The organism is Phenylobacterium sp., assembly GCF_016793225.1.
Lineage (GTDB): Bacteria > Pseudomonadota > Alphaproteobacteria > Caulobacterales > Caulobacteraceae > Phenylobacterium.
This window is the reverse complement of sequence record NZ_JAEUMN010000162.1, coordinates 55186-80077: the sequence shown is the minus strand read 5'-3', so window position 1 is coordinate 80077 and position 24892 is coordinate 55186. Positions and strand designations below refer to the sequence as shown.

At 71.4% G+C, this 24892-nt stretch carries 25 protein-coding genes; 11 read left to right on the top strand and 14 right to left on the bottom strand.

The window, feature by feature from the left end:
* The first annotated feature begins 20 nt into the window (after positions 1-20).
* Positions 21-578 (top strand): ActR/PrrA/RegA family redox response regulator transcription factor, encoded by a 558-nt coding sequence (locus tag JNK30_RS19530; protein ID WP_293484851.1) that lies wholly within the window; start codon positions 21-23, stop codon positions 576-578.
* A gap of 45 nt (positions 579-623) precedes the next feature.
* Here JNK30_RS19530 and JNK30_RS19525 read toward each other — a convergent pair whose 3' ends face one another.
* The 6 genes from JNK30_RS19525 to JNK30_RS19500 all read right to left on the bottom strand — a co-directional run bounded on the left by JNK30_RS19525 (position 624) and on the right by JNK30_RS19500 (position 4542).
* On the bottom strand, positions 624-1079 hold the full coding sequence (locus JNK30_RS19525; protein WP_293484849.1) for a PA2169 family four-helix-bundle protein: 456 nt from the start codon (positions 1077-1079) through the stop codon (positions 624-626).
* Between the two features lie 56 nt (positions 1080-1135).
* A complete protein-coding gene (gene mmcB, locus JNK30_RS19520) occupies positions 1136-1582 on the bottom strand; it encodes a DNA repair putative endonuclease MmcB (RefSeq protein WP_293484847.1) in 447 nt (148 codons plus the stop codon).
* A 47-nt stretch (positions 1583-1629) separates the two neighbouring features.
* Positions 1630-2160 carry a lipocalin family protein gene (locus tag JNK30_RS19515; RefSeq protein WP_293484845.1) on the bottom strand — a complete coding sequence of 177 codons (531 nt, stop codon included), beginning with the start codon at positions 2158-2160 and terminating at the stop codon, positions 1630-1632.
* Positions 2161-2338: 178 nt separating this feature from the next.
* Positions 2339-3466 carry a ferritin-like domain-containing protein gene (locus tag JNK30_RS19510; RefSeq protein ID WP_293484843.1) on the bottom strand — a complete coding sequence of 376 codons (1128 nt, stop codon included), beginning with the start codon at positions 3464-3466 and terminating at the stop codon, positions 2339-2341.
* Positions 3467-3572: 106 nt separating this feature from the next.
* Complete coding sequence (locus JNK30_RS19505) at positions 3573-3983, bottom strand: metallopeptidase family protein (protein ID WP_293484841.1); 411 nt, start codon at positions 3981-3983, stop codon at positions 3573-3575.
* A complete protein-coding gene (locus tag JNK30_RS19500; protein ID WP_293484839.1) occupies positions 3976-4542 on the bottom strand; it encodes a hypothetical protein in 567 nt (188 codons plus the stop codon). Before JNK30_RS19500 ends, JNK30_RS19505 begins: the two co-directional genes overlap by 8 nt.
* Before the next feature lie 101 nt (positions 4543-4643).
* On the opposite strand from JNK30_RS19500, the gene JNK30_RS19495 reads away from it, so the two are divergent.
* On the top strand, positions 4644-6965 hold the full coding sequence (locus tag JNK30_RS19495; RefSeq protein ID WP_293484837.1) for a PAS domain-containing sensor histidine kinase: 2322 nt from the start codon (positions 4644-4646) through the stop codon (positions 6963-6965).
* Here JNK30_RS19495 and JNK30_RS19490 read toward each other — a convergent pair.
* Entirely contained in the window at positions 6962-7807 is an 846-nt protein-coding gene (locus tag JNK30_RS19490) for an SDR family NAD(P)-dependent oxidoreductase (RefSeq protein ID WP_293484835.1), read from the bottom strand. The genes JNK30_RS19495 and JNK30_RS19490 overlap by 4 nt on opposite strands.
* A gap of 150 nt (positions 7808-7957) precedes the next feature.
* On the opposite strand from JNK30_RS19490, the gene JNK30_RS19485 reads away from it, so the two are divergent.
* A complete protein-coding gene (locus JNK30_RS19485; RefSeq protein ID WP_293484833.1) occupies positions 7958-8578 on the top strand; it encodes a hypothetical protein in 621 nt (206 codons plus the stop codon).
* Between the two features lie 46 nt (positions 8579-8624).
* Here JNK30_RS19485 and JNK30_RS19480 read toward each other — a convergent pair whose 3' ends face one another.
* Together JNK30_RS19480 and JNK30_RS19475 are read right to left on the bottom strand one after the other, a co-directional pair.
* Positions 8625-8942 carry a hypothetical protein gene (locus JNK30_RS19480; RefSeq protein WP_293484831.1) on the bottom strand — a complete coding sequence of 106 codons (318 nt, stop codon included), beginning with the start codon at positions 8940-8942 and terminating at the stop codon, positions 8625-8627.
* A gap of 127 nt (positions 8943-9069) precedes the next feature.
* Positions 9070-9864, bottom strand: a complete 795-nt coding sequence (locus JNK30_RS19475; RefSeq protein WP_293484829.1) for an SDR family oxidoreductase — start codon at positions 9862-9864, stop codon at positions 9070-9072.
* A 158-nt stretch (positions 9865-10022) separates the two neighbouring features.
* Between JNK30_RS19475 and JNK30_RS19470 the strand changes: the two genes are divergently transcribed.
* Positions 10023-11927: a PQQ-binding-like beta-propeller repeat protein gene (locus JNK30_RS19470; protein ID WP_293484828.1), complete on the top strand. Its 1905-nt coding sequence runs from the start codon at positions 10023-10025 to the stop codon at positions 11925-11927.
* A gap of 1 nt (position 11928) precedes the next feature.
* Here JNK30_RS19470 and JNK30_RS19465 read toward each other — a convergent pair whose 3' ends face one another.
* Positions 11929-12657, bottom strand: coding sequence for an extensin family protein (locus tag JNK30_RS19465; RefSeq protein ID WP_293484827.1), 729 nt, complete (start codon positions 12655-12657; stop codon positions 11929-11931).
* Between the two features lie 80 nt (positions 12658-12737).
* Between JNK30_RS19465 and JNK30_RS19460 the strand changes: the two genes are divergently transcribed.
* The 3 genes from JNK30_RS19460 (at position 12738) to JNK30_RS19450 (ending at position 16705) form a co-directional block, all read left to right on the top strand.
* Complete coding sequence (locus JNK30_RS19460) at positions 12738-14213, top strand: M20 family peptidase (RefSeq protein WP_293484864.1); 1476 nt, start codon at positions 12738-12740, stop codon at positions 14211-14213.
* A gap of 103 nt (positions 14214-14316) precedes the next feature.
* Positions 14317-14934, top strand: a complete 618-nt coding sequence (locus JNK30_RS19455) for an ATP-dependent Clp protease proteolytic subunit (protein WP_293484825.1) — start codon at positions 14317-14319, stop codon at positions 14932-14934.
* Between the two features lie 133 nt (positions 14935-15067).
* Entirely contained in the window at positions 15068-16705 is a 1638-nt protein-coding gene (locus tag JNK30_RS19450; protein ID WP_293484824.1) for an alpha-glucosidase, read from the top strand.
* Here JNK30_RS19450 and JNK30_RS19445 read toward each other — a convergent pair.
* Positions 16683-17171: a nuclear transport factor 2 family protein gene (locus JNK30_RS19445; RefSeq protein ID WP_293484823.1), complete on the bottom strand. Its 489-nt coding sequence runs from the start codon at positions 17169-17171 to the stop codon at positions 16683-16685. The genes JNK30_RS19450 and JNK30_RS19445 overlap by 23 nt on opposite strands.
* Before the next feature lie 138 nt (positions 17172-17309).
* Here JNK30_RS19445 and JNK30_RS19440 point away from each other — a divergent pair, with 138 nt between their 5' ends.
* Positions 17310-18401, top strand: a complete 1092-nt coding sequence (locus tag JNK30_RS19440) for an aromatic ring-hydroxylating dioxygenase subunit alpha (RefSeq protein ID WP_293484821.1) — start codon at positions 17310-17312, stop codon at positions 18399-18401.
* Here the strand turns inward: JNK30_RS19440 and JNK30_RS19435 are convergent.
* Entirely contained in the window at positions 18398-19498 is a 1101-nt protein-coding gene (locus JNK30_RS19435) for a L,D-transpeptidase (RefSeq protein WP_293484820.1), read from the bottom strand. The two genes, JNK30_RS19440 and JNK30_RS19435, sit on opposite strands and share 4 nt — an antisense overlap.
* Positions 19499-19544: 46 nt before the next feature.
* Between JNK30_RS19435 and JNK30_RS19430 the strand changes: the two genes are divergently transcribed.
* Complete coding sequence (locus JNK30_RS19430) at positions 19545-20459, top strand: D-alanyl-D-alanine carboxypeptidase family protein (RefSeq protein WP_293484819.1); 915 nt, start codon at positions 19545-19547, stop codon at positions 20457-20459.
* 16 nt (positions 20460-20475) lie between these two features.
* Entirely contained in the window at positions 20476-21273 is a 798-nt protein-coding gene (locus JNK30_RS19425; RefSeq protein WP_293484817.1) for an alpha/beta hydrolase, read from the top strand.
* Here the strand turns inward: JNK30_RS19425 and JNK30_RS19420 are convergent, their stop codons facing one another.
* A complete protein-coding gene (locus JNK30_RS19420) occupies positions 21274-21900 on the bottom strand; it encodes a glutathione S-transferase (protein WP_293484815.1) in 627 nt (208 codons plus the stop codon). It lies immediately after the preceding gene.
* A gap of 85 nt (positions 21901-21985) precedes the next feature.
* Between JNK30_RS19420 and JNK30_RS19415 the strand changes: the two genes are divergently transcribed.
* Complete coding sequence (locus tag JNK30_RS19415) at positions 21986-23626, top strand: acyl-CoA dehydrogenase family protein (RefSeq protein WP_293484814.1); 1641 nt, start codon at positions 21986-21988, stop codon at positions 23624-23626.
* 15 nt (positions 23627-23641) lie between these two features.
* Here JNK30_RS19415 and JNK30_RS19410 read toward each other — a convergent pair whose 3' ends face one another.
* Positions 23642-24832: an LLM class flavin-dependent oxidoreductase gene (locus tag JNK30_RS19410; protein ID WP_293484812.1), complete on the bottom strand. Its 1191-nt coding sequence runs from the start codon at positions 24830-24832 to the stop codon at positions 23642-23644.
* Between the last annotated feature and the right edge of the window lie 60 nt (positions 24833-24892).

The following is a 24892-nucleotide window of genomic DNA, read 5'->3' as shown; positions in this document are numbered from 1 at the left end:
TCCTTCCGGAGGGACGACGCATGACCGACCTTTCCGCTGAAGTCGCGGGCCTCGCCGATCGCAGTCTGCTCGTGCTGGACGACGACGCGCCGCTGCGGACGCGCCTCGGCCGCGCGCTGGAGCAGCGGGGCTTCGAGCCGACGCTGGTGGGCAGCGTCCAGGAGGCGATGCAGGCGGTGCGTCAACGCGCGCCGGCGTACGCCGTGCTCGACATGCGCCTGGAAGACGGCTCGGGCCTGAAGGTGGTCGAGGCTGTCCGGGATGCGCGGCCCGACGCGCGGATCATCATGCTGACCGGCTACGGCAACATCGCCACGGCCGTCCAGGCGGTGAAGGCGGGCGCCGTGGACTACCTGTCGAAGCCTGCGGACGCCGACGACGTGGTGCGCGCGCTGCTGGCGCGGGGGGACCAAGCCCCGGCGCCGCCCGACAACCCGATGAGCGCCGACCGCGTGCGGTGGGAGCACATCCAGCGCGTCTACGAGCTGTGCAATCACAACGTCTCGGAAACCGCGCGCCGCCTCAACATGCACCGCCGCACGCTGCAGCGGATTCTCGCCAAGCGCGCCCCGAAGTAGGCGCCGGCCCTCCCCCGCGGTCGGGAAAGGACCGGCCGTCGGGCGTCAGTGGCGCGCCCGCTTCATGGCGCTGACTTCGTCGTGCTCGAGGCGGATCTGCTCGCACGCGCGCGTCACCACCTGGCGCGCCTCCATGGGCAGGTCCCCGTCGTCCAGCGCGGCCTCGAACTTGCCCTTGATGAAGTCCTCGCCGCGCTCCACTTCGTCGATCACGGCGGTGTCGTCGCGCCCGCCCAGGATGGCGTTCTTCAGGTCGACGAACTTGTTGTGCGCCTTGCCGAGCAACGACTGATCGTCTTCGGGCTCCCCGCCGAAACTCCGCACCTCCTGCTGCAGCTGGCGCGTCAGCTCCATCCGGCGCGCGGCGCGCTCGGCGAACATGGTCCTGAGCTGCCCTTCGGAGGCGTTCTCGGCCGCCTCCCGGTAGCCGTTGGCGCTGTCGAGGGTGGTTTCGATCAGGCTGTTCAGGACCTTGACCGCGTGTTCGCGTTCGTTGTGCATCTGCGACTCCATGGGTTGAGCGGCAGCACAACCCCGGTCGGCGCGGAGGTGTTCCTTTAGAGCTCGGTCGCCGCCACGCCGGCGGCGCGCATGGCGGCGAGGCGCGCGAAGGCCAGCGTCAGGGCCTTGCGCCGGGCGCCCGCGAGCGGGGCAGCGGGCGCTTCGCGGAGAATCGCGCCGCCGAAGCCGTCGGCGACGATGAGGCCCGGCTCATCGGGCAGGATCTCGCGCGGGAACTCCGGGGCGACGGCGAAGGCGAAGGCGTCGCAGTAGGGCAGGTACTCGGGCCACTTCAGGTCGACCCGGAAGTCCTCGACCCCCGACTTCACCTCGACGATGAAGATCTCGCCCTTGGGCCCCAGCGCCATCAGGTCGGCGCGCCGGCCGTTCGGCAGGGTCACTTCCGCGAGCGGCGCATAGCCCAGGGCGCTCAGCAGGCGCGCCGCGCCGCGCGTGACGGTGGCGGTGGTCTCGGGCCGGGTGACGACGACGGTGACGTCCATGCGATCACCTTGTTCCGCCTTCGTTCCGAGTCAACAGAATCCGGCGCTCAGCTGCCCATCGGCAGCGGAAACTCCAGGCGGCCCACGTCGAAGCCGAGCTGGCGGAAGCGGGCCAGCGCCTGGCTCCGGGCGGCCGCGGGCAGGACCGGCCGCTGGGCCATCAGCCAGAAGTACTTGCCGTCGGCGGTGGCGAGCGCGAGCCAGCCCTGGTCGGGCCGGTGCTCGAGCACGACGTAGTTCTGGCTCACCACGCCGCCGAAGAAGCTCATCTTCAGCTTGGCGTTCGTCCGGGGGTCGGACACGGTGGCCTTCGCCTTCCAGACCGAGAGCGGGCCGTTGGACCCGCCCTTGTGGCAGGACTGGACGACCGCGAACCCGTTCGGGGCCGGCTTCCAGTCGGAGGCGCCGGCGACGCAGCCGCGCTGCAGCGCGTTCGGCGTGCGGGCCACCTCGTACCAGCGGCCCATCATCTTGGAGATCTCGATGCGCCCCGTGGGCTCGACCGCGGCCTGGGCCGGGGCGAAGGGAGCGAGCAACAGGGCGGCGCCAAGCGCCGTCGGGAGCAACGATCGGGGCATGTTGCAGTGCAATATACGAAACGAGGGCCAAACGCCAATCCCGGCGCCGCGCCATTGGGACGCAGCTTTGGTGACCGGAGGATGAACGGTCGCCTCGCGGCAAGCGGCGGCAAAGCCAAAGGAAAAGAGGCTCCGCCTTCGCGGAGCCTCTTCGAAACCGGGTCCGTGCGGCGGCCATCTATTCGGCGGCGATCAGGACCTGCTTGGCCTTGTCGGCGAAGTTGATCTCCTGGAGGAAGCGGATGCCCTCCTCGGCGATGTCGTCGCCGACCATCTTGTCGCCCTCGGCCTTCAGCTCGTCCATGTCGACGTACATGCCGTAGAACGCCTTGGTCCGGTCGGTGATGATGCCGGCGTTGAGCAAGGTCTTCACCAGCACGCGGAATATGTTGGTCTGCTCCTTCATGCCCTCGCGGCGGGTGTCGTCCGTGATCAGCTTGCCCAGTTCGGCGATGACGATCTCGGGATCCAGGCCGAACTCCTCGTAGAGGCTGCGCTGCTGCGTCGGGCCCACGAGGTTGAAGAGCAGGGTCTGGAAGCACTGGGCGGCCCAGAGCTCGATGATCTCGTGCTCCTTCTCCGTCAGGTGCGGGATCGTGCGGTCGGCCCAGATCTTCCCGAACTTGTGGTGGAATGCCTCGTCGGTCATCACCAGCTGGGTCAGCTTGCGGGCCAGCGGGTCGTTGGTCAGCTTGAAGATCGTGGCGAAGGCGCCCATGGCCAGGCCTTCGACCAGCATCTGCATGCCGATGATCTTCTTGTAGACCTCGGGCGAGTGGATGATGTCGACCAGCAGCGCCTTCAGCGTCGGACCGCACTCCACCGGACGGCCCCAGCGGGCCTTGATGTACTTGGCGAAGGCTGTGACGTGGCGGGCTTCCTCGCGCGTCTGGTTGGCGGCGTACTCCTGTGCGCCCTGGTCCTTCAGCACGTGGCAGAGGCTGGCCGACAGGTTCAGCGCGCCCTGTTCGCCATGCAGGATCGAGGAGAAGGTGCGCAGGGTGAACTGGTTGACGAAGCGGACCCGGTCCTTCTGCGTCTTCAGCGCGTTCGACACGTAGTCGGTCTGCAGCGAGATCACCATCTCCTCGGGGAGGATCATGGTGTTTTCCATGTCGAAGGGCTCGTCGAAGTCGATGTACTTCTTGTCGAGCGGGTCCCAGAAGTGGTCGTGGGTGGCCGAGATGATCTTGTCGAAGGCGGTCGAGCGGGCGTTGTAGCGGTCGAGCTCGAGCATCGACTCGAAGTCGTCGGGAGACACCGCGTCGTAGATCACGTCCTTGGTGATGTTGCCGTCGGCGGCCATGCCAAAATCCTCGCTGGGGTCCGGCCGGAGAAAATGCGGTCTTAACACCGTTCAGTCAAGGAAAGTGACGCGCGCGTCAGGTTCTGGGGGCGCGCGCGCCGGCGGCCTATTCCACCGCCGCCTCGATCGCGTCGATCTGCGCGTCGGACAGCCCGAAGTGGTGGCCGATCTCGTGCACGAGGACGTGGGTCACCAGCTCCTCCAGCGAGATCTCCCCGTGTTCCGCCCACTCGTCGAGGATCGGGCGGCGGTAGAGGAAGACGCGCGAGGGCTCGGGCTCGGGCCCGAAGACGCTGCGTTCGGCGAGGCTCACGCCCGAGTACAGGCCCGTGAGGCCGAAGCTGTCCTCGATCCCCAGGTCCTCAAGGACGTCGTCGGGCGGGAAGTCGTCCACGCGGAAGACCACGTCGCCGGCCAGCGTGCGGAAGCCCTCGGGCAGCCCGGCGAAGGCGCGCTCGGCGAGTTCGGCGAGGTCGTCCAGGGAAGGGGCGCGGCCCCAGGGGGTCGGCTCACTCATCCGGCATCACGATGTGGGGGGCCTCCGGGGGCCGGACCTCGAACAGGCCGATGTCGAGCGGCTGCTGCGGCCGGGTGGGCCGGAGCGGCGCCCGGGCGATGGCGCGCAGGGTGTCGGGGTCGAGCGCCTGTTTCGACTTGCGCGCCTGCCGCGCCTGCGGCGTCTCCAGGGGCCGCTCAGCCGTCCCCACCCGCCAGTACGAGACGGAGAGCCGCCAGACCGTCCGGGCCGCCCTGGGCGGATCGGGCCAGCGCCGCCCGTCGGCATAGACCGGCTCCACGGGCCTGGGCCGCGGCGCGCCGTCGGCGACCTGCTCGACGAGCCGGCAGTAGCGGTCCACGGCTTCGGGCGACGCGCCCGTGCGTTCGTCCTCGACCCGGCCGCGGTAGGCGTCGAGCGCCGCCTCGCGCGTGGCGAACGCCGGCCCGACGGCGTCGCTGGTGAAGACCACGGCCTCGCCCGCGCGGCGCACCGCCTCGCTTTCGCGCGCGGCGCGGCCCAGCGGGCGGCTCAGGGCCTGCTCCGCATTGGTCGCCACCGGGTAGAGGATCGCGGTCATCGGGCGCATTCTCGACGATTATCTGCCGGATTAGAACGTGGGTAGCGCGTGCCCGGGGGCCAAGCGGGGCCTAAGCTGCGCAGGAACTGATTCGGGGCGTGATGAGCGCGCAAGACCTGATCCTCGCGGCCGCTGCGGGCGCGGTCAGCCTGGCGCTGTCCGCGGTGCTCTGGGCGTTCGCCCAGCGCCGCGCCGCGGATCGCCGCGTGGCCGAGCTCGCGGGCAGGATCCGCCAGCTGGAGGCGCGCGCCGAGACCGCCCAGGCCTCGGCCGAGGCCTTCGACTCCGCCCTGCTCGCCGTGGAGGACGGCCAGGCGCTGCTGGCCTCGGGCGAGGAGAGCCTCGGCGTCTGCTGCGAGGCGCTGGGCCTCAGCGGGTGCGACCCGCAGGTGGTGCTGAACGCTCTGATGCGGGCGGATCCCGACCACGCCCGGAGGCTTCGCGCGCTGTTCGAGCGTGGCGAGGCCTGCGCGTTCGAGGTGAAGGGGCCCGCGGGCGTGGTCACCGTCGAGGGGCGCGCCGCCGGGGCCCTGGCCTGGCTGCGCGTATCCGGCGTGCTGGGCGAAGACCAGGGCCTGCCCACCGCGCCCCGCTTCGCCGCCTTCCTGAACTCGCGCAGCGAACCCGCCTGGATCGCCGCGGCCGACGGGTCGCCGGTGTGGGTGAACGGCGCCTGGCTGAAGGCGGTGGACGCCGGCTCGCTCGACGAGGCGGCGCAGCGCGGCGCGACCTTCGACCGCGGCGCCGACGCCATCGCCAGCGAGGCGGCGAACCTGGGCCAGCGTCGCGAGAGCCTGCGCTGGCTGTCGCTGAACGGGCGCCGCCGCGCCTTCCACATCACCGCCCAGCCGCTCGACGGCGGCGGCGTGGGCGTGTGGACGGACGACCAGACCGAGCTCGAGGAGGCGCGCGAGGACATCAAGCGCAACATCGAGGCCCACGACGAGACCCTGAACCGGATCGACGACGCCGTCGTGATCTTCGACAAGGCCAAGCGCCTCAGCTTCCACAACACGGCCTTCGCCGAGCTGTGGGGCCTGGAGCCGGCCTGGCTGAGCGAGCGGCCCACGCACGGCGAGGTGCTGGACCGGCTGCGCCAGCGTCGCCGGCTGCCCGAGACGGCCGACTACGCCAGGTGGAAGGCCGCCGAGCTCGACCGCTACGAGCGGCTCGACGCCACGCCCGACGAGATGTGGTCGACGCCCGACGGACGGACGCTGCGCGTCTCGCGCCAGCCCCACCCCCTCGGCGGCATCCTGCTGCTGTTCTCCGACATCACCGGCGAGCTGCGCATGAAGGCCCAGTTCAGCGCCCTGGTGCAGGTGCAGCAGGCCACGCTGGACAAGCTTTCGGACGCCGTCGCGGTGTTCGGGTCGGACGGGCGGCTGCGCCTGCACAACGAGAGCTTCGAGCGCTTCTGGAACATCACGCCGCTGCAGCTCGAGGCGGCCGGCGGCTTCGAGGGCGTGGTCGAGCTCTGCGTCCACAAGCTGCACGACATGGCGTTCTGGAAGGAGCTGAAGGGCCGGGTCACCGACCCCGACCCCGCCGCACGGATGCCGATCACGGGCGAGTCCCAGACGTCGGACGACCGGGTCATCGAGTACCGGACCCGCCCGCTCCCCGACGGCGCCACGCTGATCGCCTTCACCGACGTCACGGATGCGCGGCGCCTGGAGAGCGCGCTGGCCGACCGCGAGCAGGCCCTCACCGAGACCGAGCGCCTGAAGCGCGATTTCGTCGGCAATGTCAGCTACGAGCTGCGCACCCCGCTCACCACCATCATCGGCTACTCCGAGCTGCTCGAGCATTCGGGCGACGGGCTGTCGGAGCGCGCCCGCGGCTATGCGGCGGCGGTGAAGTCGGCGGCTACGCAGCTGGCGCGCTCGATCGACGACGTGCTCGACATGGCGGAGATCGACGCCGACGAGATGGCGCTCGACCTGGGGCCGGTGAACGTGGCCGACCTGCTGATCGAGGTCGCCGCGCGCTGGCGGTCCGAGGCCGAGCCCGGGAAGGTCTCGATCGTCCTGGAACGCCCCGGAGACGTCGGCGTCATCCGCGGCGACCGCCGGCGGCTGAGCCAGATCCTCGACCACCTGATGGAGAACGCCATCGGGCAGACGCCGCCGGGGGGCACGGTCACGCTCGCGGCCCGCAAGGCCCTGGGCGAGGTCCAGCTGCAGGTTTCGGACACCGGGCGCGGCATCCCGTTCCACGTCCAGGCGCACATCTTCGACCGCTTCATCGGCCGCGAGCGGGGCGGTCCCGGGCTGGGCCTCGCCCTGGTCAAGGCGCTCACGGAGCTGCACGGGGGCTGGGTGGCGCTGGAGAGCGAGCCGGGCGCCGGAGCCACCTTCACCTGCCACCTTCCCGAGGAAGCGCAGGCGATCACCCAGCCGGAACTCGGGTTCGCGAGCTAGCCCAGCTCGTAGCTGGGACCGGCGAAGGTCCGCTGGGCGCCGTAGCCGGTGGGCTGACCGCCCCGTTTCGGCGCCGTGACGAGGGCGCCCGCCGTGGCCCCGCCGTCCACCACCAGCGTGTGACCGGTGATGAACTGGGCGGCGTCGCTGGCGAGGAACAGCGCGGCGTTGGCGATGTCGATCGGCTGGCCCACCTGCGGCAGGGGCTGGGCGTTAAGCAGCATGCCCTCGACCGCATCCCGGTTCGCCGTGCCGTTCCAGACGATCGGCGTCGAGACGCCGCCCGGCGCGATGCAGTTCACGCGGATGAAGTCGCAGGCGAGCTGCAGGGCGGCCGAACGGGTGAGGTTCACGACGCCGGCCTTGGCCGCGCAGTAGGCATGCAGGCCCGAATAGCCGTCGATGCCCGCGGTGGAGGCGGTGGAGACGATGGCGCCCTTGCCGTTCGCCCGCATCGGGCCGATCGCGTGCTTGATGCCGAGGAAGACGCCCCGCAGGCAGACCGCCTGGGTCCGGTCCCAGTCTTCCACGGCGATGTTCTCCAGCGGCCCGACGGCGCCGCCGATGCCCGCGTTGTTGAACAGGATGTCGAGCTTGCCGAACTCCGAGACGGCGCGCCCGACCATGGACGCGACGTCCGCTTCCTGCGACACGTCGGTGCGCTGGAAGACGCACTTCGGCCCGGCCCGCGAGGCCTCGGCGGCGGTCTCCTCGCCCCCGGCGGCGTTGAGGTCGGCGAGGACGACGTGGGCGCCCTGCTGCGCGAACAGGATGGCGGCCGCCCGCCCCATGCCGCTGGCCGCGCCGGTGATGACGGCCACCTTGCCCGAGAGATCGTACATGGCGCTTCCCGCTGTTCCCTGACGGCGACATCAGACGACCGGGACGACGGGGAGACAAGGCGGACGTCGCGTCAGCCTCGCCACGACCTGGGGCGCTTGACATGGAAGCGTCGCAAGCCCGCTATCGCGCAGGGCCGACGGGAGTTCACGGTGATGCGTAGCGTTGTGATGACGGCGGCGATGATGACGGCGGGCGCCCTGGCGCTGGCGGGCTGTTCACCGGGGGCGCCGACGGCCAGCACGGAGACGCCCGCGCCGAAGACGGCCGCTGCGCCCGCGGCGCCGGCCCTGCCCGCCGCGCCCCTGCGGCCCGAGGGCGCCGACGCCGTGGATGCGGCCCTCAAGGCGGCTCAGGACTACGGCGCGGCGGCCACGGCCGAACTCGCGGGGATCGACAAGGCGCAGGCGCGCATCCGCACGCTCGCCGGCCAGGCCTCGGCCGCGGCGGCCCGAGGCGACGCCCGGGGCGTCACGAGCGCCCGCGCGGAAGCAGAGAAGGTGCGCAAGGGGCTCGCCGAGGGACTCAGCGCCCTCCGGACCTCGGCCGCCAGCCAGACCACCGCCCTGGAGGCGGCGCTGACCCTGTGCGGGACGACGCCCGAGCTTGCCGCCTACGAGGGCTGCGCCGCGCTTTCGGCCGAGCAGGCGTCCATGACCGCGACGATCGAGGCGCTCGGGAAGAGCTACCAGGCGGCCGAGACCGCCTGGGGCCCCGAGCGCGCCCGGCTCGAGGAGGCTTCGGCCGCCGTGGCGCTGGGATCCCTGCGATAGGCCGTCAAACGCCGGTGCGCCACGAGGCGAATGCACGGCCGGGAGGCTAGTTGCGGTACCGGTTGGTCATCCGCCGCACTTCGTCGGGCTGCAGGCCCGCGGGCCAGGCCAGGCCTGCGCGCCACTTCAGCCGCCCGCAACCCGGGCAGGGCCACTGGACGCGGGCGCCGACCCGGCTCAGCGGCGTGGCGTAGCCGCCGGCACGGAGTTCGCGCAGGCGGCGCACCACCCGTTCCGGGTTGTAGGCCTTCGTCCAGCCGCACAGGCTGCAGGTGATCGTGAATCGGCAGCCGGGGTACCGCTGGAAGTCGCCCACCGACGCCTCGGCGCCCAGGGGAATGGCGCGCATCCGCTTGTTGTCCATGAACAGAACAAAAGCAGAACTCTTCGTCGGGCGCGACTCCGTTCCGGTTGCAGCCGACCGCCCGAGATCAGTCAGCCGCAGGAATCCTCCGATCGGCCTGACTCACGCCAATCGGGACGGGTCAAGGTCAGGAGGTGGAGCCGCCGTCCACCACGATCGTCTGGCCCGTGGTCCAGGCCCCCGCGCGCGACGCCAGGTAGACGGCGGCGCCGGCGATGTCGTCCGGCTCCCCCAGGCGGCGCAGCGGCGTGCCCGAGCTGGCGCGCTCCTCGCCGGCCGGCGTGTCCCACAGCGCCTTGGCGAAGTCGGTCTTCACCAGGCCGGGCGCGACGCAGTTGACGCGGATGTTGTAGGGGCCCAGCTCGCCGGCGAGGTTGCGGGCGAGCTGCATGTCGGCGGCCTTGGAGATGCAGTAGGCGCCGATCACCTGGCTGCCGCGCAGGCCGCCGATGGACGAGATGATGATGATCGACCCGTCCATGCGGGCCTTCATCTCGGGCGCGACCATCTGGACCATCCAGTTGTTGGCCACGATGTTGTTCGAGAGGATCTTGTTGAAGGCGTCGTCGCTGATGTCGAGCTGGCTGCCGTAGAACGGGTTCGACGCGGCGTTGCAGACCAGGATGTCGATCTGGCCGAACGCCTTGCGGGTCTCGTCCATCAGCCGCTGGAGATCCTCCTTCGAGGAGATGTTGGCCGGCACGGCGATGGCGTGGCCGGGATACTCGGCGTTGATCGCGGCGGCGACTTCCTCGCAGGGACCGGCCTTGCGCGACGAGATCGCCACCTTGGCGCCCTGCTGCGCGAAGCGCTCGGCGATGGCGCGGCCGATGCCGCGGGAGGATCCGGTGATCACGGCCACCTTGCCGGTGAGGTCGAACAGACCCTTGGCGCTCACCTTGGGGGCTTCCAGAACGGCCATCGCGGGCTCCTCCAAACATTTGTTTGATTTGAGCGCGCATTTGCGACGCCGGGCGCCGTGAGGTCAAGCCGGCGTCGGCTGGACGCGCGGCCGGGATGCCGTATCTTCGAAAAACGAGGCGGCCGCGTCAGAGCCGCCCGGAATGTCGGGGGAAGCGCATGCGGGGTCTTTGGGGCATCGCCGCGGGGATGCTGGCGGCGGCCGGCGTGTGGGCGGCCGGGTCGTCGCTGTCGGCGCAGACGGCGAGCCAGATGCCGCATCCCGGCCAGGCGCTCTACCGGCTCAAGTGCGCGTCCTGCCACGACAATCCCGAGGCCACGCGGTCCCCCGCGAAGGCCGCGCTGGAAGGCATGAGCGTCCAGACGCTCGAGTTCGCCATGTCCCAGGGCAAGATGAAGGCGATGGCCGAGGGGCTGTCGCCAGAGGAACGGGGCCAGCTGATCAACTACCTGACCGGCCGCTCGCAGGCCTCGGTCGAGACCTGGAGCCAGGCGATGGCCTGCCCGGGCCGGAACGTGGACCTGAAGGGCGCCCCCACCGTCACCACCTTCGGCTTCGACGCGCGGCAGACCCGGACCCTGTCGGCCCGCCAGACCGGTCTCAGCAGGGCCTCGCTCTCGCGGCTCGACCTGGCGTGGGCCATCGGCTTCCCCGAGACGACCATGATCCGCGCGCAGCCGGCCGTGGTGGGCGACATGGTGTTCCTCCCCGTGGCCGAGTCCTCGGCCATGTACGCCTTCGACGTCAGCGACCCGGCGAAGCCCTGCGTGAAGTGGGTGTACCGGGCCCCGGGCGCGCCGCTGCGGACCAGCGCCGCCTACGGCGTCCTCGCCGACGGCGTCCCGGTACTGGCGTTCGCCGGCCTGGACACCACGGTCCATGTCGTCGACGCGCGCACCGGCAAGGCGCTCTGGACGAAGCACGTGGGCTCGTACGCCTACTCGATGACCACGGGCACGCCGCGCGTGCTGAAGGACCGCATCATCGTCCCGGTCAGCCAGTTCGAGATCATGGTGGCGGCCAACAACAGCGTCGCCTGCTGCACCAACCACGGCTACGTGCTGTCGCTGGACCCGAAGACCGGCGCGCAGCAGTGGCGATACGACACCATGCCGGACGCGCAGCCGGTGCGGGACCGCGGTGACGGCAAGCCGCTTCTGGGTCCGTCCGGCGCGCCGATCTGGAACTCGCCCGTGGTGGACGAGAAGCGCGGGCTGATCTTCTTCGGGACCGGGGAGTCCAACTCGCCGCCCGCCCACCGCAACACCGACGCCCTGATCGCCATCCGCCTGAAGGACGGAACCGAGGCCTGGAGCCACCAGGCGACGGCGGACGACATCTTCAACGTGGGCTGCGGCCTGAGCCCGCCCGCGGGCCGGCTCAACTGCGTGAAGGCGCCCGAGACCGTCTATCGCGACGTCGACTTCGGCGCCTCCTTCATGTCGGTGAAGCTCCGCAGCGGCCGCGAACTCGTGCTGGCGGGCCAGAAGTCCGGAACGGTCTGGGCCCTGGATCCGGACACCGGCAAGGTCGTGTGGCGGACCGACATCGGCACGGGCGCGCCGAACGGCGGCATCCACTGGGGCATCGCCTTCCTGGACGACACCGTGATCGTGCCGGTGGCCGCGGTCGGCCGCCAGCTTCCCGGCGGCCCGCCGATCGACGCGAAGCTGACCCCGGGGCTCTACGGCGTCGACGCCAATACGGGCGCGATCAGGTGGCAGTACTCGGTCGGCCCCGACTGCGCCGGTGAGCGGGGCAAGAAGGCGCCGCGGTGCGAGCGCCTGTACGGCTTCTCCGGCGCGCCGACGGTCATCGACGGCGTGGCGATCCAGGGCAGCCTCGACGGGCGTCTCTTCGCCATCGACACGCGCACGGGCAAGGCGCTGTGGTCCTACGACACCCTGCGCGACTTCCCGACCCTCAACGGCGTGCCCGGCAAGGGCGGCTCGATCGACGCGGCCTCGATCGTGGGCGTCAACGGGCTGGTGCTCGTGGGGTCCGGCTACGGCATGTTCGGCCAGGCGCCCGGGAACGTGCTGCTCGCCTTCCGGCCCAGGTAGTTCAGCGGCACGCGTCGAACCGCCCGCGGTCCAGGTGAAGGTGGTCGCGGTGCGCGGCGTTGTAGTCGGGGCTCAGCACGGCGCGGAACCAGCGGCAGGCGCCGTCGCGCGCCCGCCGGAGGAACCGGCCCTCGGGGCCGGGGTCCGCGAAGTCGTTCAGCACGCTGACGCGCTTTCCGCCCTCGGTCCTAAAGGCGGCGACATCGAGCGCGTTGGCGTAGGCATGCTGGCTCCTGGCCCCGGTCGCGCGGCCGTAGACGTTGCGGCAGGCGTAGGTCCCGTAGTGCTCGATCCGCGCGATGCGGACGCCGAGCTCGGCCTCGGCCGCGGGCTGCACCGTGTGGCGCGCCCAGAACGCGTAGGCGAGCGCCTGCGGGCAGGTCATCACCGGCGCCGCCGGGGCCAGCGGCACGGGCCCGGCCGGCCGCAGCGCATTGCGCGTCGAGCAACTGCCGGAGACTCGGTCAGGGTGCTCGGCGAACGCGACGCCGCCCTCGCGCAGGATGGCGCGGCATTGCGCGGGGTCGCCCGCCGCGCGCTCGAACTTGCCGACCGTGGCGAGGCCGACGGGGGCCGCGAGCTCCAGCGGCGTCCAGGGGAGATCCTCGGGCGGAGCCCAGCGCGCCACGGCGACGCCGAGGAGGATCGCGACGATGGCGACATCCAGGTGACCGCCGAGCAACCCGGCGAGGGCCAGGGCTTCCGGCGACGCGGGCTTGAGGCGGATCACCCCGGCGGAATGGCCCAGCCGGCTTGCGGTTCAATGGCGCCGGCGTCAAAGCTCGGTCGGGGTCGGGAGGACTCTCGATGATGCGTGTTCTCGGGCGGATCGCCCTGGGCGTCCTGGCCGCGGCCCTGGTGCTGGTCGTCGTGGTCGTCGCACGGACCCTGGCCCTGAAACCCTCGGACGCGGCCGACGTCTCGGGCGTGCAGGTCGCGGCGCCGGTCGCCATCGACGTGGCCCGGGCGGCGGAGCACCTGAGCCTCGCCATCCAGATCCCCACCGTGCGCCATCAGGACCGCGCCGAGGACGTGGACGCCGAGTGGACCCGGCTCCACGGGTTCCTGCGCACCGCCTATCCGGTCGCGCACGGCGCAATGAGCCGCGTCGAGCTGGCCAGCCGGACGCTGCTCTACACCTGGGCGGGCAGCGATCCGGCGCTCCCGCCGATCATCCTGATGGCGCACCAGGACGTGGTGCCGGTCACGCCGGGGACCGAGGGCGACTGGAAGCACCCGCCGTTCGGCGGCGCGGTGGCGGACGGCGCGGTCTGGGGGCGCGGCGCGGTCGACGACAAGGGATCCCTGATCGGGATCCTCGAGGCGGTGGAGACCCTGGCCCGCCAGGGGTTCCGGCCGAAGCGCACCGTGATCCTGGTCTTCGGCGGCGACGAGGAGGTGATCGGGCAGGGCGCCCGGGCTGCGGCCGACTACCTGAAGGCCCGGGGCGTCACGGCCGAGTTCGTGCTGGACGAAGGCCTCGCGGTGCTCCTCGACAATCCGCTGACCGGCGGCAAGCTGGCGGTCGTCGGCACGGCCGAGAAGGGCTACGGCACCTTGAAGGTGACGGCGCCCGCGCCGGGGGGTCACTCGTCGGCCCCGCCTGCGGACGGCGGGGGCGTGGCGACCCTGGCCCGCGCGGTGACCGCCATCAACGGCAATCCGTTCCCCCTGGAGTTCCGCGGGCCGGGCGCGGCGATGATCCGCACCGTGGCGCCCCAGGCGTCGTTCCCGGTGCGCATGGCGGTGGCGAACGAATGGCTGTTCGGGCGGCTGCTGGTCGACCAGGCGGCCGCCACGCCCGCCGGGGCGGCGCTGCTGCACACCACCATCGCGCCCACGATGCTGAAGGGCAGTCCCAAGGAGAACGTTCTGCCGCAGGACGCCACCGCGTGGATCAACTACCGCATCGCGCCCGGCGACACCTCGGCCACGGTCATGGCGCGGGCCCGGAGCGCCGTGGGCGATCTTCCGGTCAGGCTGGAGTGGGCCTCGCCGCCGAACGAGCCCTCGCCGGTCTCGTCCACCCGGTCCTGGGGCTGGAAGATGATCGCCGCCACCGCCGGCGCGGTGGCCGAGGCCCCGGTGGCGCCCAGCCTGGTGACCGCGGGCACCGACAGCCGGTTCCTGACGCCGGTCGCCAAGGACGTGTACCGCTTCCAGCCGGTGGAGTTCTCGATGGCCGACGTTCAGATGATCCACGGCACCAACGAGCACCTGACGCTCAGCAACCTGGAGAAGATGATCCAGTTCTACGCGCGGCTGATCGTGACCAGCGCGGGATAGCCCGCGGCGGCCGGACGACCTGCGCACTTGCCGGAACCGCCGCGGACCAATAACTCCAGGGGACCAGACAAGAGCCGCAGTGGCGGCGAAGGACGCGCGACCGATGCTGAAGTGGATCTCCTACCTCGACGAAGACGGCGACGACGAGGACAAGGGCCGCCTGCCCGACATGCCGATGACGTCCGGGCCGGTGCAGAACGCGCTCTTCAAGTCGCGCACCGTGCTGATCTTCGGCGAGATCGACATGCGCCTGGCCGAGCGCGTCACCGCCCAGATCACCGCCCTCGCCGCCGAGAGCGACAAGCCGATCCGCGTGTTCATCAATTCGCCGGGCGGCCACGTGGAGAGCGGCGACACGATCCACGACATGATCCGCTTCTGCGGGGCGCAGGTGAAGGTGATCGGCACCGGCTGGGTGGCCTCGGCCGGCGCGCACATCTTCCTGGGCGCCACCAAGGAAAACCGCCTCTGCCTGCCGAACACCCGCTTCCTGCTGCACCAGCCCGCCGGCGGCGTGCGCGGCCAGGCCTCGGACATCCAGATCGAGGCCGAGGAGATCATCAAGATGCAGGAACGCGTCAACCGGATGATCGCCCGCGAGACCGGCCAGACCTACGAGCGCGTGGTCAAGGACACCCAGCGGAACTTCTGGATGAGCGCCGAGCAGGCGGTCGACTACGGTCTGGTCGGCAAGATCATCACCGACGCGTCCGAGGTCTGACCAGGTCCTCCCCCGCGGGGGAGGCGGATCGCGCCGCCGGCGCAGGACGGAGGGGGTTCCAGCCGGGGCGGAGGGACCGGCGGGCCAGCCCCCTCTCCCGCTTCGCAAGGAGCGCCCCAGAGGGGAAGCACCCATGAGCGCCGCAACCGATCCGTGGTGGAAGGGCGCGATCCTCTATCACGTCTACGTCCGCAGCTTCTGCGACTCCGATGGGGACGGGCACGGCGATCTGCCGGGGCTGATGTCGAAGCTGGACTACATCCAGGGCCTGGGCGTGGACGGCGTCTGGCTCTCGCCCATCCACCCGTCGCCCAACCGCGACTGGGGCTACGACATCGCCGACTTCGAGGGGATCCAGGCCGACTACGGCACGCACGAGGATTTCCAGGCGCTGCTGGACGAGGCGCATGCGCGGGGGCTGAAGGTGGTGCTGGACGAGGTCCTGTCCCACACCTCCGACGTCCACCCCTGGTTCGTGGAAAGCCTCACCGGGGGCCGCGAGGGCCCGAAGGCGAACTGGTACGTCTGGGCCGACCCGCAGCCGGACGGGACCGCGCCCAACAACTGGCTCAGCGTGTTCGGCGGTCCGGCCTGGGCCTACCAGCCGGCGCGGCGGCAGCACTACCACCACAAGTTCCTGCGCCAGCAGCCCAAGCTGAACTGGCGGGACGACGCCGCCCGGGAGGCCGCGCTCTCGGTGCTGGACTTCTGGCTCTCGAAGGGCGTCGACGGCTTCCGTCTCGACGTCGCCGGCACCTACCTGCACGACGCCGACCTCACGCCCAACCCGGCCGTGCCGATGGACGAGCGGCGCGGCCTGCACTGGAGCCACGCGGGCAACCTGCAGCGGCATCTCTACGACTCCAACCTCGAGGAGAACGTGGCGATGCTCGACGTCATCCGCCGGCGGGTGGAGGCGCACGACGGGCGCAACGGCGGCGACCGCTTCGTCTTCGGCGAGTTCTCCGAGGAGGAGGAGCGCTGCGGCGCGTACTGCACCCCGACCGATGGGCTGCACTCGGGCTACACCTTCGTGATGCTGCTGGCGCGCAAGCTGGAGTCGGGCTTCGTCACGCGCCACTACGAGACGCTGTCGCGGTTCCCGGACCACTGGCCCACCATCAGCTTCTCGAACCACGACGTGCCGCGCACGGTCAGCCGCTTCGGCGGCCGGGACGCCTCGCCCGAGCTGGCGAAGATGCTGTTCGCCCTGCTCGTGGCGCTCAAGGGCACGACCCTGATCTACCAGGGCGAGGAGCTGGGCCTGCCGCAGGCGTCGCTGACCCGCGACCAGCTGCGCGATCCGGTGGGCGACCTCTACTGGCCGTACGACGGCGGCCGTGATGGGTGCCGCACGCCCATGCCGTGGACCACCGGCGAACAGATGGGGTTCACCACCGGCGAGCCGTGGCTGCCGCTCGCCGCCGAGCACCGGGAGCTCTCGGTCGAGGCGCAGGCCGCCGACCCCGATTCGGTCCTCAGCTTCGCCCGGGAGATGATCGCGCTCCGGAAGGCCACGCCGGCCCTCGGCGTCGGCGACATCGAGTTCCTGGGCGTCGCGGAGCCGCTCGTGGCCTTCGTCAGGCGCCATGAGAGCGGCGACGTGCTCTGCGTCTTCAACTTCTCGGGCGCGCCGCAGGTGTTCGCCCATCCGACGCTGAGCGAGGTCGACCTGCTGCCCCTTCGCGCGGGCGAGGCCGACCTGCGCGGCGAGTCCGTGGGCCTGTCTCCCTACGCCGCGTGCTTCCTCAGACGGTCGGCGGCAGGCTGATCGGATCGGGCGCCTGCGAGGCCGGCCACGGCGCATTGCCGCGCATGATCTCGTCGACCGCGGCCTCCCACCGGGCCTTGCCGTAGGCCTTGTAGGTCTGGAACGGGTTGCAGTACTCGCGCATCCGGAAGGCTAGGCCGTCCTTCTGGGTGATCAGCGAGAAGTAGCGCTGGGTGTAGCGCCCGCCATCGACGGTGGGCCCGCCGCCGTGGCTCTCGATGATCGTCGTGTCGGGATCGCGGGTCGGATAGGCCGCGACCAGGGTGGTCGAGAACTGCGGAACCACGCTGAGCAGGAGCTCGAAGAAGCGGCCGGTCGCCTGGCGGCCGATCACCTGGATCGGGCGCTCGAAGACCGGGCTCTCCCAGATGGCGTCCTCGTGCAGCGCCTCGGCCCAGATGGCGCGCTGTTCCTCGAGGGTCGTGACCTTGCCGCCGAACGCGTCGCCGATCGTCTTGCGCGCCATCGGTCTTCTCCCTTTCCGCCGCAACGCCGGCAGTCTGAGGCGCCCTCCCCGGCGGAAAGAAAGCTCGTCCGCAGGTGTTACGGTGGACGCAGCCCGCGCGCGGCGGGTACTTGGGACTCAGCATGAGCGCACCCGACCATGGCTGACGGCGAGACCCGCGCGGCCCGAGCGGACGGCCGTTTCGGGCGGGGATACCTGACGGACGTCTGGTACCTGGCCGCCGTTTCGAGCGAGCTGCGACCGGGCAGGCTGGTCCACCGGGAGCTGCTCGGCGAGCCGGTGGTCCTGGGCCGCAGCCCCGGCGGCCGCCTGTTCGCGCTGCACGACGTGTGCCCGCACCGCGCCGCCCCGCTGTCGGCCGGCCGCTTCCACCGCGACGCTTCGGGCGCGGAGACGGTGGCCTGCCCCTACCACGGCTGGCGCTTCGGAGCGGACGGCGCCTGCACCGCGATCCCGTCCCTCACCGCCGACCAGGCGATGGACGTGGGCCGAATCCGCGTGCGACGCTACCCCGTCGCGGAGAGTCAGGGGCTGGTCTTCCTCTGGGTGGGCGCCACGCCCGGCTCCGAGCCCGACGGGCCGCCGCCGACGTTCCCCGGCGTCGTCGGAGGTCAGCCGAAGCTGGTGGACCGCATGGTCTTCGAGGCCCACATCGACCAGGCGGTGGTGGGGCTGATGGACCCGGCGCACGGTCCCTATGTGCACCGCCAGTGGTGGTGGCGCACGGCCGGCAGCGAGCACGACAAGCAGAAGCGCTTCGAGCCGCGCGAGCAGGGGTTCGCCATGGTCCGTCATGAGCCCAGCCGCAACAGCCGGGCCTACGCCATCCTGGGCGGCCAGCCGCTGACGGAGATCACGTTCCGGCTGCCGGGCCTGCGCTGGGAGCATGTGGTCGTGGGCCGCCGCCAGGTGCTGTCGCTGACCTGCCTCACGCCACTGGACGAAACGCGCACCGAGGTGACGCAGATCGTCTGGTCGGATCACCCGGCCTTCACGCTCCTGAAGCCGGTCATCGGCGCGATGGCCCGCACCTTCCTGCGACAGGACGCCGACATGGTGCGCCTGCAGAACCGCGGCCTGCGCCAGGATCCCAGCCTGCTCTGGGTGGACGACGCCGACCGGCAGGCCAAGTGGTACCAGGCCCTGAAGCGCGAGTGGTCCGCCAGCCGGCGCGAGGGCCGGCCCTTCGTCAACCCGGTGGAGCCCGCCCTCCTGCGCTGGCGCAGCTAGGCGCTCGCCGGCGCCGCCTCCCCGGTGAAGACCACGCGCGTGCCCCGCGTCACCGCCTTGGAGAGCTGCACCGCATCCCAGTTGGTCAGGCGAACGCAGCCGTGGCTCGCCACCTTGCCGACCAGGCGCGGATCGGGCGCTCCGTGGATACCGTAGGTATCCTTCGACAGGTCGATCCAGACCGCGCCGACCGGGTTGTTGGGGCCCGCCGCGATGGTCTGCTTGCCGGCCTTGCGGTCCCCGAAGCTCAGCTTTGTCGGGTCGTAGGTCCAGGTGGGCGCCGGCGCGACGGTGGTCACCACCAGCTCGCCTGACGGGGTCGGGAGCTCGCTCGAGCCGACCGTCGCCGGGTAGGCGGCGAGCAGCTTGCCGGCCGAGTCGAAGGCGCGAAGCTGCTTGCGCGCCTTGTCCACCTCGATCGTCGCCACCCGGCCCGGCAGCGCCTCGCGCGCCGGGTAGGCCACCACGATCGTCGAATCCGCCCGGCGGAAGTCGACGTCGGGGTTCAGCGCCTGGAGCAGCGCCGCGTCCATGTGGAACCGCTCGGCCAGCGCCTCCAGAGGCCCCGAGTAGGCCAGGCGCTCGAGCTTAGCCATCTCGGCGTAGTCCTCGGGGATGCGCGGGGTGAAGGGCCCCTTCACGTCGGCGTCCGTGATCACATAGTCGGTGAGCACGGGGCCTGCATCGGCGGTCAGCCGATCCCAGACCTGGACATCGAGCACGCCGTCCTCGGGAAGGTCGTTCGCCCGTTCGTAGGCGGCGATCGCATTGCGCATGTTCTCGCCGTCGCGCCCGTCGATGACGCCGGGCGAGAAATGGGCGCGGTCGAGCAGCACCTGGGCCCGGACCAGCAGGTCGCGCCTGCCCTTCGGATCCGAAAGCTGGGCGCTGAACACCGCCTCGTCGATGGCCGTCGCCAGGGGTGAGGCGGACCTCTGCGCCGGCGGGGGCGGCGCCTCAGTGACGGGAGCCGGCGCGGGGGCGGCGGGGGCGGCCGCGGCCGCCGTCTCCGTCTCGGGCTTCGGCGTGATGCGCAGGTCGCACGCGCCGAGGGCGGTCGTTGACAGGCCGGCGAGCAGGACAGTGGCGAACTTCATGCTGGACCTCCGCGTTACGCCGCGACTTCCTGGCGGCGAGATGTGGATGAAGGTTCGAGACGTCATGCGGTTCCTGGGCGCCTCGGCGGCGGCCCTGCTGCTGCTGGGGCTCCTCGTCCTGCGCGTCACCTCGTGCGCGCCCGCGCATCCCCCCGGACGGCAAGCGCCCCTCGGCGCCGCGGACGTCGCCGGGCCGGTCAGCGCGGACTGCCGCCACCCGGGCTGGCGCAACGCCGCCCAGGCGAACGCGAATTCGCTCACGACGCTGGCCTGGGCGCCGTTCGGCCGCGCGGAGACGGGCTGGGAAATCTACGTCCCGCTCATCCAGCAGGAGATCCGGACGACCTGCCCGGCGAACTCCGAGGGCTTCGCCGCGGCGCTCGCGGCCTGGCAGGAGGACAACGCCCAGGCCGCCGCGGACGGGGTCCTGAGCGAGCCGACCTTCGTGGCCATGAAGGGGACGGTCCAGACCCGGCGCGAGTTCGTGCGCTTCACCTCGTTCGGCGGCTGCCCGGACACGCCCGACCGGATCACCGCCGCACGGCCCGAGGAAGGCTACGGCGGCAAGCAGGTCTGGCTGCGCCCCGGCGCGCTGGCGGCCTATCGCGAGATGGTGGCGGCGGCCAAGGCCGAGGTTCCCGCGATCGCCGAGGATCCGAACAGCCTGAAGATCTTCTCCGGCTACCGGAGCCCGGCGGCCGACGCCGCCCGCTGCCAGGCCGAGGGCAACTGCGACGGCATCGTGCGCGCCCGCTGTTCGGCCCACCGCACCGGCCTCGCCGCGGACATGTACGTGGGCCAGGCGCCCGGCTTCGGCCCCGACTCCAGCGCCGATGCAAACCGGCTGCACATGAGCCGCACGCCGACCTACCGCTGGCTGGTGGCCAATGCGCGGCGCTTCGGCTTCGTGAACTACCCCTTCGAACCGTGGCACTGGGAGTGGACGGGGGAGCCGCCCTGACCGTACGGTTCGCGCCATGCCCACCGCGACCCTGAACGGCGTCCAGATCGCCTACGACGACATCGCCCCGCCCGGCCCGGCCGAGCGCACGATCCTGCTGCTGCACGGCTTCGCCTCGAACCGGAACGAGGGCTGGAAGCGGACCGGCTGGTACGCGGCGCTGGGCCGACGCGGATTCCGCGTGATCGCGATGGACCAGCGCGGCCACGGCGAAAGCGAGAAGAGCCACGATCCGGCCGCCTACGGCCGCGAGACCTTGGCCCGCGACGCCATCGCCCTGCTGGATCACCTGGGCGTCCGCCAGCCCGAGGTGCTGGGCTACTCGATGGGGACGCGCACGGCGATGCAGATGGCCCTGGACCATCCCGACCGCGTGAACAACCTGATGCTGGGCGGCGTGGGCGGGAAGCTGTTCGATCCGCCGCGGGCGCCCGAGAACGGCGAGACGATCGTCTCCGCCATGACCGCCGAGGACCCGTCCACGATCAAGACCGAGTTCCTGCGCAGCTTCCGCCAGTTCGCCGACGAGCAGGGCGAGGACCGCCAGGCGCTGGCCGCCTTCTCCCAGGCCCAGAGCCCGCCCCTGACGCGCGAGACCCTGGGCCGCCTGGACATGCCGGTGCTGGTCGTCGCCGGCGTCGGCGACGACCTGGCCGGCGACCCGGAGGCGCTGGCGCGGGTGTTCCCCTATGGCAAGGCCGTCACCCTGCCGGGCTGCGACCACTTCTCGGCGATCCCGCACGCCGCGTTCAAGGCGACGGTGCTCGACTTCCTGGACGGGTTGCTCGAGGACGAGTTCCCGCCGTTCGAGTAGTCACCGCGCGAAGCTGTAGGCCCCGCCCTTCTCCAGCGCCGCCTTGTAGGCCGGGCGCGCCTGGAAGCGCTCCACCCAGGCCTGGATGGCGGGGTACTTGGGGAAGCGGCCGAACACGCCGGCCACTTCGCCCACGAACGACATGTTGATGTCGGCGCCGGTCAGCCCCTGGTCCAGCAGCCACTCGCGGCCGGCGAGGCTCTGCTCGACATAGCCCAGGTGGTTGTCCAGCTCGCTTTCGATGCGTGGATGCAAGGGCGCGCCGGCCTCGCCGAGGCGCGCGACGTACATGCTGAGCATCAGCGGCAGCATCGCCGAGCCTTCGGCGTAGTGGAGCCACTGGTTGTAGGTCTCGTAGGCGTCGCTGCCGACGGGCGGCGCCAGGCGGCCCCCGCCGTGGCGGCGGATGATGTAGTCGATGATGGCGCCGGACTCGTGGACGACCCTGTCGCCGTCGCTGATCACGGGGCTCTTGCCCAGCGGGTGGACCGCCGTCAGCGCCGCCGGCGCCAGCCGGGTCGTGGCGTCGCGCTCGTAGCGCTTGATCTCGTACGGAACGCCCAGTTCCTCCAGGAGCCAGAGGATGCGTTGCGAGCGGCTGTCGTTGAGGTGATGGACGATCAGCATGCGGCGTCTCCCTTGTAGAGCTTGACGAACCGGGTACAGCAGGGCCGCCTCGCCCGATGCACCGCAAGCCTGTCATATTGGACTCATGAGCCCAGCGCTGCCGAATCTTCCCGAACTTCTGGAACAGGCTTCCGACGAGGCGGCCGCGCTGGTGTCCGCCGTGGGCGCCGCCGTCTCGAGCCGCGTCCGCAGGGACGACCGCCTGGACCGGCAGCTGCTGGACGCCGAACAGCACGTGGCGCACGGGCTGGCGTGGGCGGCGTCCTACGCCGAGACCCTGCGGCAGGTGGCGGCCTGGGCGCGCGACCTGGGCCCGCGGATGACCGAGGCCGAGGCGCTGCCCGCGCAGCTTCTCGCGCACGAGTATCTGAGCCAGCTCGTGGGCGGCATCCCGATGAGCCAGGGCGAGACCTTTCGCCCCGCGGACGTGTTCGCCCCCGCCGAGCGCCTGACACATATCCTGGGGCGGCTTCGGCCCGGCGTTTCGCAGGCCGCCAAGAGCCGCATCGTACAGCTTCTGGCCGAGGCGCGGGGGCGTCCCGCCCTGGAGGACGGCGGCCTGGACGAGACGCTGCTCTTGGTGCGCGACCAGTTCCACGCCTTCGCCCAGGAGAAGATCGCGCCCTTCGCCCACCAGTGGCACCTGAAGGACGAGCTGATCCCGCTGGAGCTGCTGCAGGAACTGGGCGACCTCGGGGTGTTCGGCCTGACCGCGCCCGAGGCCTGGGGCGGTTCCGGGCTCGACAAGGTGGCCATGTGCGTCGTCACCGAATCCCTCTCCCGGGGCTGGATCGGCGCCGGCTCGCTGGCGACCCGGTCGGAGATCGCCACCGAACTGCTCCTGGCGCACGGGACCGAGGAGCAGAAGGCGCGCTTCCTGCCGGGGGTCGTCTCGGGCGCCATCATCCCCACGGCGGTCTTCACCGAGCCGGACACGGGGTCCGACCTGGGCAGCCTCAAGACCCGCGGCCTGCGGTGGGACAAGGGCTGGCGGATCTACGGCGCCAAGACCTGGATCACCCACGCCGCGCGCGCCGACCTGATGACGCTCCTCGTGCGCACCGACGCGAGCAAGAAGGACCACCGCGGCCTGTCGATGCTGCTCGCCGAGAAGCCGCGGGGCGAACCCGGCAACCCGTTCCCGGCCCCCGGGATGAGCGGCGGCGAGATCGGGGTCATCGGCTACCGCGGGATGAAGGAGTACGAGATCGGCTTCGACGGTTTCGAGGTGCCGCACGAGAACCTCCTGGGCGGCCAGGAGGGCCAGGGCTTCGCCCAGCTCATGGCGACCTTCGAGAGCGCCCGGATCCAGACCGCGGCGCGCGCCATCGGGGTCGGCCAGAACGCCCTCGACCTGGCCCTCGACTACGCCCTGACGCGCAAGCAGTTCGGCCAGCCGATCGCCGAATTCCCCCGCGTGGCCAACAAGCTGGCGATGATGGCCGCCGAGCTCCTGGGCGCGCGCCAGCTGACGTGGTTCGCGGCGCGGTCGAAGGACGCCGGCCGGCGCTGCGACCTCGAGGCCGGCATGGCCAAGCTGGTCGCCGCGCGGGTCGCCTGGGCGGCGGCCGACAACGCCGTGCAGATCCACGGCGGCAACGGCTTCGCGCTCGAGAGCCAGGTGAGCCGCGTGCTGGCCGACGCCCGGATCCTGAACATCTTCGAGGGCGCCGGCGAGATCCAGGCGCAGGTCATCGCCCGCCGCCTGCTCGAAGGCGCCAACTGACGGCGGGCCCGCGCCTCAGGCTGCGCGGGCGAAGGCGGGCAACAGCAGGCGGCCGGCCAGCTCGATGCTCTTCAGCACCGCCGCGTGCGGGATCGAGCCGTACTGCATCATGCACATCATCCGGTCCGCCCCGATGGCCTCGTAGCCCTTCAGCTTCTCGGCGCAGTGGTCGGGATCGCCGATGACCACGCAGTCGAGGGGCTCCAGCACCTCGTGCGCCTCCTCGTGGCTGATGTCCTCGCCCTGGGCCATCCGCTTGAGCAGCACCACCACCGGCGGGTCGTCGTCGTGGATCACCGTCTCGTTCGGATCGAGCTTGGCGAGGGCGGCGGTGTCGCGCGCGGAGTTCGGGTGGAGACCCGCCTTGATCACGTCGTACCAGACCCGGCGCGGCACCTTGAACACCCGCGGCGCGGCGTTGACGTACCAGAGGGCCGACCAGGCGGCGCCGTTGGCGATGGCCTGCGCCCGCGTCTCGGCGATGTGGACGAAGGTGAAGCAGCCCTTCTCGCCGTTGACGAACTTCCCGGCCGGGGTCTTGCACGCCGCCAGCCCGCGGTCGTGCTCGCGCAGCATCTCGCCCAGGAACTTCACGGGGCTCAGCAGCGTGGTGCCCAGCGCGCCGACGCCCATTTCGCCGGCCATGTAGAAGCTCTCCGGCGACCCGCAGGTCTGCCACAGCGGCGGGTGCGGCGACTGCACCGGCTTCGGCACGATCTCGCGCGGCGGGACCTTGTAGTCCGGCCCGTCCCACGAGAACTCGGGCTCGGTCCAGATGCGGGGCAGGATGTGCATGGCGTCGCGCGTCTGGTCGCGCGCCTTTTCCGGATCGACGCCGAACGTCTCCCACTCCTTCCCGCCCGACTTGGCGAGGCCCATGTCGAAGCGTCCGCCCGACAGCACGTCCAGCGTGGCGCCGCGCTCGGCGACGCGCAGCGGCGAGTTGATGGCGAAGGGGGCAAGGACGCCCGCGTGCCCGACCCGCAGCCGCCGCGTCGACATGGCGATCGCCGTCAGGACGACCTCGGGAGCAGCCGAGTAGCTGAACTCGGGGGCGCCGTGGTGCTCGACCTGCCACCAGGTGGTGAAGCCCGCCGCGTCCGCCGCGCGCGCCTGCTCCAGGATCTCCTGGAACAGGCTGGCCTCGTTCTGCCCGCCCTCCCAGGGGAAGGCCCGCTGGATCTCACAGAAGATGTCGAACTTCACTCTGGGCGTCCTTCCGTTCATTATATAACGACCGTTACGTAATCGGGCATTCCGAGCCGA

What these genes read in the sequence shown, in the direction of transcription:
- JNK30_RS19530 (WP_293484851.1), top strand. Translation starts at nt 21, where the DNA reads ATGACCGACCTTTCCGCTGAAGTCGCGGGCCTCGCCGATCGCAGTCTG.
- JNK30_RS19525 (WP_293484849.1), bottom strand. Translation starts at nt 1,079, where the DNA reads ATGCACAACGAACGCGAACACGCGGTCAAGGTCCTGAACAGCCTGATC.
- mmcB (WP_293484847.1), bottom strand. Translation starts at nt 1,582, where the DNA reads ATGGACGTCACCGTCGTCGTCACCCGGCCCGAGACCACCGCCACCGTC.
- JNK30_RS19515 (WP_293484845.1), bottom strand. Translation starts at nt 2,160, where the DNA reads ATGCCCCGATCGTTGCTCCCGACGGCGCTTGGCGCCGCCCTGTTGCTC.
- JNK30_RS19510 (WP_293484843.1), bottom strand. Translation starts at nt 3,466, where the DNA reads ATGGCCGCCGACGGCAACATCACCAAGGACGTGATCTACGACGCGGTG.
- JNK30_RS19505 (WP_293484841.1), bottom strand. Translation starts at nt 3,983, where the DNA reads ATGAGTGAGCCGACCCCCTGGGGCCGCGCCCCTTCCCTGGACGACCTC.
- JNK30_RS19500 (WP_293484839.1), bottom strand. Translation starts at nt 4,542, where the DNA reads ATGACCGCGATCCTCTACCCGGTGGCGACCAATGCGGAGCAGGCCCTG.
- JNK30_RS19495 (WP_293484837.1), top strand. Translation starts at nt 4,644, where the DNA reads ATGAGCGCGCAAGACCTGATCCTCGCGGCCGCTGCGGGCGCGGTCAGC.
- JNK30_RS19490 (WP_293484835.1), bottom strand. Translation starts at nt 7,807, where the DNA reads ATGTACGATCTCTCGGGCAAGGTGGCCGTCATCACCGGCGCGGCCAGC.
- JNK30_RS19480 (WP_293484831.1), bottom strand. Translation starts at nt 8,942, where the DNA reads ATGGACAACAAGCGGATGCGCGCCATTCCCCTGGGCGCCGAGGCGTCG.
- JNK30_RS19475 (WP_293484829.1), bottom strand. Translation starts at nt 9,864, where the DNA reads ATGGCCGTTCTGGAAGCCCCCAAGGTGAGCGCCAAGGGTCTGTTCGAC.
- JNK30_RS19470 (WP_293484828.1), top strand. Translation starts at nt 10,023, where the DNA reads ATGCGGGGTCTTTGGGGCATCGCCGCGGGGATGCTGGCGGCGGCCGGC.
- JNK30_RS19460 (WP_293484864.1), top strand. Translation starts at nt 12,738, where the DNA reads ATGCGTGTTCTCGGGCGGATCGCCCTGGGCGTCCTGGCCGCGGCCCTG.
- JNK30_RS19455 (WP_293484825.1), top strand. Translation starts at nt 14,317, where the DNA reads ATGCTGAAGTGGATCTCCTACCTCGACGAAGACGGCGACGACGAGGAC.
- JNK30_RS19450 (WP_293484824.1), top strand. Translation starts at nt 15,068, where the DNA reads ATGAGCGCCGCAACCGATCCGTGGTGGAAGGGCGCGATCCTCTATCAC.
- JNK30_RS19445 (WP_293484823.1), bottom strand. Translation starts at nt 17,171, where the DNA reads ATGGCGCGCAAGACGATCGGCGACGCGTTCGGCGGCAAGGTCACGACC.
- JNK30_RS19440 (WP_293484821.1), top strand. Translation starts at nt 17,310, where the DNA reads ATGGCTGACGGCGAGACCCGCGCGGCCCGAGCGGACGGCCGTTTCGGG.
- JNK30_RS19435 (WP_293484820.1), bottom strand. Translation starts at nt 19,498, where the DNA reads ATGAAGTTCGCCACTGTCCTGCTCGCCGGCCTGTCAACGACCGCCCTC.
- JNK30_RS19430 (WP_293484819.1), top strand. Translation starts at nt 19,545, where the DNA reads ATGAAGGTTCGAGACGTCATGCGGTTCCTGGGCGCCTCGGCGGCGGCC.
- JNK30_RS19425 (WP_293484817.1), top strand. Translation starts at nt 20,476, where the DNA reads ATGCCCACCGCGACCCTGAACGGCGTCCAGATCGCCTACGACGACATC.
- JNK30_RS19420 (WP_293484815.1), bottom strand. Translation starts at nt 21,900, where the DNA reads ATGCTGATCGTCCATCACCTCAACGACAGCCGCTCGCAACGCATCCTC.
- JNK30_RS19415 (WP_293484814.1), top strand. Translation starts at nt 21,986, where the DNA reads ATGAGCCCAGCGCTGCCGAATCTTCCCGAACTTCTGGAACAGGCTTCC.